We start from the raw sequence: 12,140 nt of genomic DNA on the forward strand, positions 1-12,140 counted from the left end.
CCCCCCCCCCCCCCCCCCGCGCCCCCCCCCGCCCGGCCCCCCCCCCCCCCCCCCCCCCCCCCCCCCCCCCCCCCCCCCCACTACAGGTGCAGCCTTACAGCTCCACCGTATCGAATACCTGCCCATGCTGCGGGTGCTGCTGCCACATCTGCTGCAGGCTCAGCCCACGGACTGGGTCGATGAAATCCGGGGCGATGTCGGCCAGCGGCTTGAGCACGAAGGCATGCTTCAACTCCGGACGCGGGATGCGCAGATGCCCTGGGCCTTCCACCACCAGGTCGCCGTAATAGACCACGTCGATATCCAGGGTACGGTCGCTGAAACGCGGGCCGGAGCGGTCACGCCCGTGCGCGTCTTCCACCGCATGCAGCCAATCGTCCAGCTCGCCCAGCGGCAGCTCGGTGTCCAGCATCACCGCGTTGTTGAGGAAGTCCGGTCCGTCGAAACCCACGGCCGGGGTGCGGTAGGCCGGGGAGACGCGGATCGCGCCAAAACGTTCGCGCAATACGGCAACGGCCGCCTGCAGGTAATGCTGCGGTTGCAGGTTGCTGCCCAGGCTGAGGAGCACGGTGGTCATGAGTTGGTTTGCCTGCGGGCCCGCCCGCGCCACGATGGACGAGCTTGAGCACCGCATCGTAGGAGGGGGCGCACATGATAGGCCAGCCGTCGCCAACCCGCACATGCCAGCAGCGCTGTATCAGCCCACACCGAGCGCGTCGGCTACCGCACGGAATACCCGCTGCATCTCCAGCGGTTTGGGCAGCACGTGTACGCTGATCCCCGACGGCGCCTCGCCATCGGCGAAGGCCGGCGCATTGGCATCCTCCAGCACGATTGCCGGGCCGCGATAGCCCATCGCCTGCATCTCCGCCAACAGCTGTCCCGCCGACAAAAGGGGAATGCCGCTGTCGACCAGCACCACATCCGGCAGCCCGGCCTCCTGCAGATGACGCATTGCCACCGCGCCATCGCTGGCCAGGCGCATGCGATAGCCCTGGCTGGACAGCGCATTGCCCAGCAGCGACAAGCGTGTCGCCTCGTCATCGACAACCAGCAGGCGCTCACCATGACCGACCCGGGTTCTTTCCAGCGGCTCGGCATCCTCGCTGCCGGCACTTTCGCACATCGGCAACAGCAGTTCGAAGGTGGTGCCCTCGCCCAGCGCGCTCTGCACCTGGATCTTCCCGCCGATGCTCTCGACGATGCGATGGCAGGACACCAGGCCCAGTCCGGTGCCTTCCGTCTTGGTGGTGAAGAACGGAGTGAACAAGCGCTGCACGGTGGCCGCATCCATGCCGATGCCATCATCGCTGACGCGGATGCGCACCATGCCCTCCTCGCCGGCGACACGCTCGGCAACCAGGCTCAAGCTGCCGCCGTCGGGCATCGCCTGGATGGCATTGAGCGCAAGATTGAGCAATACCTGCTGCAGCTCGGTGTAATTGGCCTCGATCGCGATGCGATCGTCGGAGACTTCCAGATGCAGCTCGGCATTGCGCGGCAGGCTGCTCTTGAGCAGCATGCCCACCGCCTGGAACAGGCGCTGCAGCACGATCCGTTCGCTGGGTTGGCGTGAGCCGCGCACGAAGGACAGCATCGACTCGACCATCTCATGGCCACGGCGTCCGCACTCGGCGATGACATCGGCCAACCGGACGATCTTGGGATCATCGCTGCGGTCACGGATCAGGTCGGGAATGATCAGCAATGGCTGCAGGATATTGCGCAGGTCATGGCTGAGCCCGGCCGCTAGCAGGGCCAGGCTCTCCAGCCGCTGCGCACGCATCAACTCATCTTCAACCCGCAGGCGTTCCAGCTCGCTGCGGGTCTCGCGTACCAGTCGTGCCACCGCCGACGGTAGCCGGGCTGGCTGGTGCTTGATGATGTAATCATTGGCGCCTTGCTGCAGCGCCTCCACCGCGGTCTCCTCACCCATCGTGCCGGAGACGAAAATGAAGGGAACCCTGGGGTGCAGCTCACGCAGGATCTGCAGCGCCTGGTAGCCGGAGAAGCCCGGCATGCTCAGGTCCGACAGCACCACGTCCGGCACATTTTCGGCCAGGGCATCGCGCATCGCCGGCTCGTTGTCGACGCGCTCGAACTCGATCTGCAGACCGGCCTCGAGCAACTGGTCGACGACCAGCTCGGCATCCACCGGCGAATCCTCCACCAGCAGGATTCGCAACGGCCCCAATGGCGCTCCCTTGTTTGGCATCTGTGTTTACTCGTGCTCCGGTGCCTGGTTGATCAACGCCCAGAAGGTGCCGATCGTCCGCACCGCCTGGAAGAACTGGTCGATGTCCACCGGCTTGACCACATAGGCGTTGACGCCCAGGTCCCAGCTGCGGGCCAGGTCGCTCTCTTCGCGCGACGAAGACAGGATCACCACCGGCAGGCGCTTGAGGTCCTCATCGGCGCGGATCAGCCGCAGTACTTCAAGGCCATCCATGCGTGGCATCTTGATGTCCAGCAGCAGCACGGCCGGCAGGCCTTCCTCGCGCTGGGCGAAGGCGCCGCGCCTGAGCAGGAAGTCCATTGCCTCAACCCCGTCTTCGACGTGCACGATGGGGTTGGCCAGGGAGGCATCACGCAGCGCGTCGATCGCCATTTCGGCATCGGCTTGGCTGTCTTCGGCGAGCAGGATGGTGCGCAGGGGACTCATTCCACGGTGTCCTTGTTGGATGCTTCGGTTGCCTGGGGAAGAACGAAACTGAAAGTGGCGCCTTGATCCACCTGTGCATCGGCCCAGATGCGGCCGCCGTGCCGGGTCAGCACACGGCGTACGCTGGCCAAGCCAATGCCGGTGCCCGGATATTCCGAGGCCTTGTGCAGGCGCTGGAACACACCGAACAACTTGCTGGCGTATTGCATGTCGAAACCAGCGCCATTGTCGCTGACGCTGAACTGATGGCTACCGTCGGGCAGCTGTTTGGCGTTGACCTCGATGACCGCCTTGTCGCGCGCCGCGGTGTACTTGACCGCGTTGCCGAGCAGATTCAGCCAGACCTGGCGCAACATGTTTTCATCGCCGATCAGCACCGGCAGCCTGCCGATCTTCCACTCCACCTCACGCGGCTTGCCATCCTCGCCGGCTTCGTTCTTCAGGTTGGAATCGAGCAGGGCACGGGTATCGGCCACCAGTGACTGCATGTCCACCCGCTGCAGGCGCATCGCACCGCGTCCCAGCCGCGAGTAGACCAGCAGATCATCGATCAGCGCCGCCATCAGCTGCGCCGAGTTGCTGATCACCTCCAGGTAGTGCTGGGTCTTGCTGTCGCCCCCCTCGCCGAGGTGTCGCCGCAACTTGTCGGAGAAGCCAGCCACATGCCGCAGTGGCGCCCGCAGATCGTGCGAGACCGAGTAACTGAAGGCCTCCAGCTCGCGGTTGACGTCAGCCATCTGCTCGACCTTGCCTTCAAGCTGGTGATTGAGATCCTCCACGTGCTGCTGCACGGCGCGCTGTACGGTGATGTCGCTGATCGTCATCAACACCACGTCATCCTCGGCGTCGGGCAAGGCCATGCGCCGGGCATTGATCAGCATGGTGCGATGCATGCCATCCACGCTGCGTTGCTGGTGCTCGAAATCCCACAGCTCGCGCCCACGCAGCAGTACATCGGCCAGGCGCTGGCGCACCAACGGGTCCTCCCACGCACCGTCACCGATGTCCTGCAACTGCTGCAGGCTGATATCGGCATCGTCAACGCCATACAACTCGGTGAATGCGGTGTTGTGCAGCACCACCCGCAGTTTACTGTCGAGCAGGACGATGGGCTCACGCACGGTCTGCAGCACCGCACTGGCGCGGGCGCTGGCCTTGCTCAAGCGCAGCTCGACATCGGCACGACCACCGATCTGCCGCTGCAACAGCCACAGCACCAGACCCAGCAGCAGCAATTGCACCGCCAGCGCGGTCCAGGTCACCATCGACGCCAGCTGTTGCTGCTCCCTCGCCTTGGCTGCGCGCTTCACCAGCAGCGCATCCTCGTGATCCTGCAGCTCCTGCACCAGTTGCCGGATCGGGTATTGGAAGGTCATTTCCTCGATCAGCTCGCGCTGTCGGGGTGAGTCGGTGCTGGCGGCGATTTCCCTGGCCAGCGCCATGCGCCGCTCCAGCATCGAGTCCATCTTGCCGATGCGCACCAGCTGCTCCGGGCTGTCACTGACCAGCTGCGCCAGCTCGGTCAGGTTGACCCCGATACGATCGGCTGTCTGCAGGCGCTCCTGCAGTGCCGGTGAATCGATGCCCTTGGACAAGGTCAGCGCCGCCGACTCGACATCGCGGATATCCGCCTGCAGGTTGTACAGGCGCGCGCCCACCGCCTGGGTATGCACGACCCAGTTGGACGCATTCACGCTATCGGCCGCCAACCGCTGCAGGGTCAAGGCCGGCACCACGATGATCAACAACGCGGCCAGACCCAGCCCATACAGGCGCCAGCGGCTCCAGCCATCGTCGGTCAATCGCGTCACCATCCCTTCCCCTGCGTGCTGACGGACCGGCGCGGGTCGCGGCGGCCCGGAGTTCATCGACGGTGTCGATCCGGAGTCAATCGATGGTGGCGTGACCAGCACGACAGCATCGCTGACTGTCGGCCAAGGATTGCACGAATAGGTGTACCCGTGCACCCCCAGTCAGCAGGACCTGTGTCGATGCCTGCCTTGTCTACCAACAAACCTCAGTCCGCCTCGCCAGCAGGCTTGATCGCATGCCCACCAAACTCATTGCGCATTGCCGCCAGCATGCGGTCGCTGAACGAATTCGCCTGCCGCGAGCGCAGCCGCTCCAGCAGTGACAAGGTGATCACCGGCGCCGGCACATCCAGTTCGATGGCCTCGGCCACGGTCCAGCGGCCCTCGCCAGAGTCCTCGACGTAGGGAGCGATGCCATCCAGCGCGGGGTTCTTCTGCAGCGCGTCGGCGCTGAGGTCCAGCAACCATGAACGCACCACGCTGCCATGCCGCCAGACCTCGGCCACCTTGCCCACGTCCAGCGCGAACTCGGCCTTCTTCTCCATCAGCGCGAAACCTTCGGCATAGGCCTGCATCATTCCGTACTCGATGCCGTTGTGGACCATCTTGCTGAAGTGTCCGGCACCAACCGGGCCAACATGCGCCCAACCGCGATCAGCTGCCGGTGCCAGCGCCTTGAACAGTGGCGACAGACGCGCCACCACCTCGGTTTCGCCGCCGATCATCAGGCAATAGCCTTCCTGCAATCCCCACACGCCACCGCTGGTGCCGCAGTCCACGAACGCCACCCCGGCTTCCATGCAGCGCGCAGCGCGTTGCTGCGACTGCTTGTACCAGGAGTTGCCACCATCGATCACCACATCACCAGCGGACAGCAGCGGCAGCAGGCTGTCGAGGGTGGCATCGACCACCTTGGACGGCACCATCAGCCACAGCGCACGCGGTGCCGGCAGCGCCTGCACCAACGCCGACAATGCATCCACAGTGGCAATACCGTGCCCGGCCACCTGCGCCCGCGCCTGCTCACCCGGATCAAATCCGGTGACGGCAATCCCCGCACGCTGCAGACGCTGTGCCATGTTGGCGCCCATGCGGCCCAGGCCGATCATTCCCAATTCCATGTTGAAGCTCCTCCGACGGTAGTGACTATCCTGCTGCGCAAGCCTCCAGGCGGGCCTGCAACCAGCGCTGGTAAATGGTGGTGTGCAGGTTGTGCAGCACCAGTTCAATGACAAAAGGGGTACGCGGGTTGCGGTCCAGCAGACGCGCGATGTGGTAACCCAACGGACGCACGCCCTGCCTGTGCACGTACAACATCAACTCGCGGTATACCGGATCGGCCAGCACCGCATCCATCTGCGCCAGCACTGCCTGCTGCGACGCCGGCAACGCCGCACGCAAGGCCGCGTCACGCTCGTACAGCAACCGTTCGAAACGCCGCCAACCGCTGCCTGGCAACTGCTGGGCCAGCTCCCACACCTGTTTGTTGAGTGCATCGTAATGGACGAAGCCGCCATGCCGGGCCAAGGCATCGGCTGCCGCCGCACTGACATCGGTGATGACGAAATTCTCGGCCTGATTGTGGATGTCATCCAGGTATGCAGCATCGAAAACATGCACGATATAGCCCGGCGCGCCCATGAATGCCTGTCTACCCAACGCGGAGGTCCGCACCGCCTTGCCGTCGCCGAACAATTCGCCTGCACTGCTGCCCAGCAGGATGCTCTGGGTGTCGTGCAGGCTCAGGAAGGTGCCGATCGACAGTTCGCCGGCGCTGAACGCGGTATCGAAGGCGGCATCACCAAACAGCTCGCGAAACGTCGCCAGCTGCGCCACCTGCCGCCCCACCCCGCATTCGGAGCGGACACGGCCGGAATAGAACGCCTCCATCGCCACCGAATTGCGCGCCTGCGGCGCATAGCCGCGACCAAAGCTGCGGAAGCGCTGCCAGCCCTGCGCACGAGCACCATGGGCGCCAAACCCGATCCAGCCCAGCTGCAACGCCGAGAAGCGATAGCCGGGGTTGTCCTGCAGGCGCGAACTTGCCGTGCGCGCCGCATCACCAAGTTTGAAAGCGTAGGCGCAGATGCTCGACTGCTGCTGCAATACCTGGTCGGCCAACTGCTCGCGTTGTACGGCGCTGTAGACGCGTGGCACCTGCAGGCGCAGGTCACCCTGCGCCTGTGCTTCGGCCAGCGAAGCGCGTCGGCAGGGATCACCGCCGGTTATCTGCGGCGCGGGCGCCTCACTTGGCTCCAGTTGCCAACCCAGCTCCTGCAGAACAGCCATTTTGCAGCCGGCTTCAGCCAGCAACGGCATCGCCAACGCAGACAACACCAGGATCCATCGGCCAGCCCGCTGCCTCGCGTGCCAGCCATGCTTCATCGAGCCGGTTCCAGCGGGACAACGGCTGCCGCCTGGTCCACGTAGTACTGCAAGCGCCCAAAGAAATTGCGGTAGAACTGCGCGTCCTGGACGGTGCTGCTGGCAACCCGCACCAGCGAGTCGTCATTGCTGCCGAACGGCAGCGACACCGAACCCAACGCGCCGACGCCAACGCTGGCCGAGGTCGGCGACTTCTTCAAGGCATAGCGGTCCTGCACCGCACTGACGAACACCTGTGCCTTGCCGGCTCCCTGCGCGGCGCAGGACACCCGCAACACCAGTTGCTCATGCACCTCGTCCTTGGGCTGGAAGTTCTTGTTGCCCTCCACGTTGCTGGCATCGGCACGGGTGATCGCATAGCCCTGGCCAAGCAGCGCGCGTCGCGCGGCCTCGCAGGCCTGCGCTGGTTCAGCATCGATGCTGCGCGTATAGGTATCGCCTGAATCGAAGGATTCGCGCAGCAAGGTGCTGTTGACGGCCTTGCCGCCGCACGCGGTGGGCAGCAGGCTCACAACGGCCAGCGCGGGCAGCAGATGTCGGCGCATGGGCAACTCCACAGTCAGCGAAGACCCACAGCATAACGCCGCCAACGTAGGGCTACGTTGACGGCGTTTAAAGCTTGCAGATCCCGTTGTCGCTGCGCTCAGCTCGGCTGTGCGCAGCGCGGTGTCAGTCGGCCCAGCGGCCCGGGCCGGTGGACTGTGGCAGCACCTGCGCCGACAGCGGGCGGTCCTTTTCCAGCACGTTCAAGGCATCGGCGAGGATCGAGGCCGATTCCCTCAACAGCGGGTCCGGACGCTTCTCGGCCGCCTTCTCACGGGCGGCATCCTTGACGATGTCACGCTCGTTGCCGGTCAGGCCATCGTCGTTGCTGTCCTCGGCGAGCGGATCCAGCGGCAGGCCCAGTTCCTTGCGGATCTGCTGGCGCTGCTTGCGCTGTGCTTCCTGCTTGTCACGCTCGGCACGGCGCTCGGCTTCGTTGAGCGATACGTACTTCTTGGCGGCCTCGGTGCGGAACTGCTGCACGTCTTCTTCCCACCACTGGAACTCACGGTCGGCGCGGATACGCGTTGCATGCAGGGTTTCCAGGCGCGGCACGATCGGTGCGAAGTTGCCGTACTGGGTATGCGGCACGGCGGCGATGCGGGTCCACGGCAAGGCATTGTCGTAGGTGCTTTCACCAAACTCGCTGGCATCGACGCTGGCCGGGAAGGCCAGGTCCGGCACCACGCCCTTGTGCTGGGTGCTGGAGCCGCTGACACGGAAGAACTGGGCGATGGTCAGCTTGACCTGGCCAAAGCGTTCCTTCTCGCTGGCCGGCCAACGGTCCAGCGGCACCACGTTCTGCACGGTGCCCTTGCCGAAGGTGGTTTCACCGATCACCAGGCCACGACCGTAGTCCTGGATGGCACCAGCGAAAATCTCCGAGGCCGAGGCCGAGCCACGGTTGATCAGCACCGCCAGCGGGCCGTCCCAGGCCACGGCCGGGTTGCGGTCGCTGTTGACGGTGACGCGGCCGCCGGATTCACGCACCTGCACCACCGGGCCCTGCTCGATGAACAGACCGGTCAACTCGATGGCTTCGTCCAGCGAACCACCGCCGTTGTTGCGCAGGTCCAGCACCACGCCATCGAGCTTGTCGGCCTTGAAGCCAGCGAGCAGCTTGGCCACGTCGCGGGTAGCAGAGGCATAGTCGGCGGCATTGCGGCGGCGGCCTTCGAAGTCCTGGTAGAAGGTCGGCAGCTTGACCACGCCGATGCGGCGTTCCTGCTCGCCACCGACACCCGGGATGGTCATGGTCTCGCCCTTGGCGGCCTGCTCGGACAGGCGGATCTTCTGCCGGGTCAGGGTCAGCATGCGGTGCTTGCCATCCACGCCTTCGGCGGCCGGGATGTATTCCAGACGTACCTGGGTGTCCTTGGCGCCACGGATCTTGCCGACCACATCGTCGATGCGCCAGCCGATCACGTCCTCGACCGGGCCGGAACGACCCTGGCCAACGCCGACGATGCGGTCACCGGCCTTGAGCGTGCCGTCCATCGCCACCGGACCACCCGGCACCACTTCGCGGATCACCACCATGTCGTCCTGGCGCTGCAGCTGGGCACCAATGCCCTCCAGCGACAGCGACATGGCCTGGTTGAAGTTCTCGGCCGTACGCGGGGTGAAGTAATCGGTATGCGGGTCGACGGCGCTGGTGTAGGCGTTCATGTAGAACGAGAACACGTCGTCACCCTTGAGCTCGTTGATGGTCTTGAGCAGGGTGTCGTAACGCTTGTCCAGGGTCTTGCGGATGTCAGCGGCCGGCTTGCCGGCCAGCTTCAGCCGCAGCCAGTCGTTCTTGACCGACTTGCGCCACAGCTCGTCCAACTCGGCGTTGGTTGCCCACGGCACGTCCTTGCGGTCGTAGTTGAAGCGCTCTTCAACAGTGAAATCAGGCTCCTGGCGCAGCAGGCGACGGGCATAGGCCACGCGCTCGCCCACCCGCTGGCGGTACACCGCGAACACCTGGTAGGCCGGATCCAGCTCGCCGGAACGGATGGCGTCACCGGTCCGAGCCGCCAGCGGCGCGAAGCGATCCACGTCCTCCTTGGTGAAGAACTGCTTGCCGCTGTCCAACGACTCCAGGTAGCGCTTGAACACGTCCTGCGAGGTCGCCGCATCCAGCTGACGCGGGCGGTAGGCGTAACGGCTGTCCGACAACAAGCCGTAGACCAGCTTGGAGGTGGTGGCCTGGTCGATGGTCGCTGCCGAGGGCAAGGCCGTATTGGCGCGCGCCAGCAAGGCGGCGGGAGCGGTCAGCGCGAGGGCCAGCAGGAAAACGGGAACTCGGTAGTTCATCAAAATACTCGTGGCACCGAATGTTGTGGGGAGACTGCGGGCAAGTTCGACACGCCGACAGTGCCGAAAGTTTCGGCACTTGTCACCTTGCTTGGCTCCAGAGTAGCTGCCGCCCCGTAGCAGTTTGTGAATCGCTGCCGTGGCACCACTCGAATCGACGCGATCCCGGCTGCGGCAGTGGGCCGCAGCGGGATGCCGGGGTCTGGTTCAGACAGCGACGCCGGCGCCGGCCGCCTGCTGGTCGGCATGGTAGGACGAGCGCACCATCGGGCCGGAGGCAACGTGGGTGAAGCCCAGTTCGTAGCCGTAATCCTCGAACGCCTTGTACTCCTCCGGCGTCCAGTAACGCAGCACAGGGTGGTGGTGGGCGGTCGGCTGCAGGTACTGGCCGATGGTCACCATTTCCACGTCGTGCGCACGCAGGTCACGCAGGGTGGCCTGCACCTGCTCGAAGGTTTCACCCAGGCCGAGCATGATGCCGGACTTGGTCGGCACGTTCGGGTGCTGTGCCTTGAAGTTCTTCAACAGGGTCAGCGACCACTGGTAGTCCGCGCCCGGACGTACGTTGCGGTACAGGTCCGGCACGGTTTCGATGTTGTGGTTGAACACGTCCGGCGGATTCTGCGCAAGAATCTCCAGCGCGCGCTCCATGCGGCCCTTGCCACGAAAGTCAGGGGTCAGCACTTCGATGCGGGTCTTGGGCGACTTTTCGCGGATGGCAGTGATGCAATCGACGAAGTGCTGGGCACCGCCGTCGCGCAGGTCATCGCGGTCAACGCTGGTCACCACCACGTACTTCAGGCCCATGTCGGCCACGGTCTGGCCAAGGCTGGCCGGCTCGTTGGCGTCCGGCGGCTTCGGTCGGCCGTGGGCCACATCGCAGAACGAGCAGCGGCGGGTACAGACTTCGCCCAGGATCATGAAGGTGGCGGTGCCGTGGCCGAAGCATTCGTGGATGTTCGGGCAGCTCGCTTCCTCGCACACCGTCACCAGGCGGTTCTCGCGCAGCTTGGCCTTGAGGTTGGCCACGGCATTGCCCGAAGGAATGCGCACGCGGATCCAGGAAGGCTTGCGCAGCACCGGCGCGTCGGCGAACTGCACCGGCGAGCGGTTGATCTTGTCGCCGCCAAGCTGTTTGACACCGGCCTGCAACGGCGCGGACGGAATGTCGCCCTGCACGACCTGCAGGGGGATGGAGCGCGTGGTGGTTTCAGTCATGGCGTTATCAGCGGTCTCAGAGCCGCGTAGTCAGATCGGGCAGTTCGGGCGTCGGCTGCAAGGCCAGGCCGAACTGCTGGGCCAGATGGGACAGCAGCACCGACTTGACCGCTTCGATGCCCGAAGGACCGCCCAAGTCTAGCACCGAGGTCACCTGCATCCCGGCGTAACCGCAGGGGTTGATGCGGTGGAAGGGTTCCAGGTCCAGCGACACATTGAACGCCAGCCCGTGGAAACTGCAGCCGCGGCGCACGCGGATGCCGAGCGCGGCGATCTTGGCGCCGCCGACGTAGACACCGGGCGCGCCGTCCATGCGTTCGGCACCGATGTTCCATTCATCCAGCGTATCGATGATGGCCTGCTCGATCCGGCACACGTAATCACGCACACCGATGCCGAGCCGGCGCAGGTCCAGCAGCGGATAGACCACGATCTGCCCCGGCCCGTGATAGGTCACCTGGCCGCCACGGTCCACATGCAGCACTGGTATATCACCGGCCGCGAGCACGTGCTCGGGCTTGCCGGCCTGGCCCAGGGTGAACACCGGGTCATGCTCGACCACCCACAGCTCATCGGCGGAGTCGTCGGTACGGGTATCGGTGAACTGCTGCATGGCATGCCAGACGGGCTCATAGCCCTGCCGGCCCAGGTCCCGCAGCAATGCAGGACGCAGCGCCTTGTGCTGCGTTTCTGCCGCACAGGCGGTTACAGCGTCCACTTCACTTCCGGATGCTCACGCATCGCCGTGTGGGCAGCATCGTACTGCTCGCGGCTCTCCGCCTTGAAGGCGATGCGCACCGAGACGTACTTGCCGTTGGAGGACTGTTTCCAGCTGATGCGCTCTTCCAGTACCTCGATACCGGCGCTTTGCAGCAACTTGGGCAGTTCAGCTTCCAGGCCGATATTGGCTGCGCCCATGGCGCTGAGCTCAAAGGTACCGGGGAACTGGAAGCCGTGTTCAGGGTTGTCGGACTTGATTTCCATGCCGCCATTATCGGGGCGAACGCCTACAAACCCAAGGCCACAGCCGATCCACAGCCTTCCATGGACGCCGGGTAGTGCCGAGCCATGCTCGGCAGAGGCCTGACCGGCAACGCTCGCAGAAGGAGCGGCGTCAGCCGCGAAGCTCATGGATGTTCAGGTTGCGGGCATTGCCATTGATGCAGATGGCCAGCTTCGCGGCGGCCGCCGCGCCCCCAATTGCCCCCCGGCCAGCCCCCGGC

Annotated in this window: 11 protein-coding genes; all 11 read right to left on the bottom strand. The window is 65.0% G+C overall.

All coding sequences use genetic code 11. The annotated features are described in order from the left end of the window. Positions 1–94: 94 nt before the first annotated feature. The 11 genes from folK to ACVOLI_RS18915 all read right to left on the bottom strand — a co-directional run bounded on the left by folK (position 95) and on the right by ACVOLI_RS18915 (position 11,901). The gene (folK, locus tag ACVOLI_RS18865; RefSeq protein ID WP_481615554.1) at positions 95–577 is read right to left on the bottom strand and encodes a 2-amino-4-hydroxy-6-hydroxymethyldihydropteridine diphosphokinase; all 483 of its coding nucleotides are present in this window, start codon (positions 575–577) and stop codon (positions 95–97) included. Between the two features lie 120 nt (positions 578–697). After that, complete coding sequence (locus ACVOLI_RS18870) at positions 698–2,215, bottom strand: ATP-binding response regulator (protein ID WP_481615555.1); 1,518 nt, start codon at positions 2,213–2,215, stop codon at positions 698–700. Positions 2,216–2,221: 6 nt separating this feature from the next. Further along, positions 2,222–2,662 (bottom strand): response regulator, encoded by a 441-nt coding sequence (locus ACVOLI_RS18875; protein ID WP_282271069.1) that lies wholly within the window; start codon positions 2,660–2,662, stop codon positions 2,222–2,224. Beyond that, positions 2,659–4,476, bottom strand: a complete 1,818-nt coding sequence (locus ACVOLI_RS18880; protein WP_481615556.1) for a sensor histidine kinase — start codon at positions 4,474–4,476, stop codon at positions 2,659–2,661. The genes ACVOLI_RS18875 and ACVOLI_RS18880 overlap by 4 nt, the downstream gene beginning before the upstream one ends. Before the next feature lie 203 nt (positions 4,477–4,679). Then, positions 4,680–5,594, bottom strand: coding sequence for a phosphogluconate dehydrogenase (NAD(+)-dependent, decarboxylating) (gene gnd, locus ACVOLI_RS18885; protein WP_481615557.1), 915 nt, complete (start codon positions 5,592–5,594; stop codon positions 4,680–4,682). A gap of 25 nt (positions 5,595–5,619) precedes the next feature. Continuing rightward, the gene (locus ACVOLI_RS18890) at positions 5,620–6,792 is read right to left on the bottom strand and encodes a hypothetical protein (protein ID WP_481615561.1); all 1,173 of its coding nucleotides are present in this window, start codon (positions 6,790–6,792) and stop codon (positions 5,620–5,622) included. A 62-nt stretch (positions 6,793–6,854) separates the two neighbouring features. Next, the gene (locus tag ACVOLI_RS18895) at positions 6,855–7,403 is read right to left on the bottom strand and encodes a DUF2242 domain-containing protein (protein WP_481615558.1); all 549 of its coding nucleotides are present in this window, start codon (positions 7,401–7,403) and stop codon (positions 6,855–6,857) included. 124 nt (positions 7,404–7,527) lie between these two features. Beyond that, complete coding sequence (locus tag ACVOLI_RS18900) at positions 7,528–9,699, bottom strand: carboxy terminal-processing peptidase (RefSeq protein WP_481615559.1); 2,172 nt, start codon at positions 9,697–9,699, stop codon at positions 7,528–7,530. A gap of 207 nt (positions 9,700–9,906) precedes the next feature. Further along, complete coding sequence (gene lipA / locus ACVOLI_RS18905) at positions 9,907–10,917, bottom strand: lipoyl synthase (protein WP_481513795.1); 1,011 nt, start codon at positions 10,915–10,917, stop codon at positions 9,907–9,909. Between the two features lie 16 nt (positions 10,918–10,933). Beyond that, on the bottom strand, positions 10,934–11,635 hold the full coding sequence (gene lipB, locus ACVOLI_RS18910; RefSeq protein WP_481615560.1) for a lipoyl(octanoyl) transferase LipB: 702 nt from the start codon (positions 11,633–11,635) through the stop codon (positions 10,934–10,936). Then, on the bottom strand, positions 11,623–11,901 hold the full coding sequence (locus ACVOLI_RS18915) for a DUF493 family protein (RefSeq protein ID WP_282271059.1): 279 nt from the start codon (positions 11,899–11,901) through the stop codon (positions 11,623–11,625). The genes lipB and ACVOLI_RS18915 overlap by 13 nt, the downstream gene beginning before the upstream one ends. Between the last annotated feature and the right edge of the window lie 239 nt (positions 11,902–12,140).

It is taken from the genome of Stenotrophomonas sp. STEN029 (assembly GCF_056760015.1).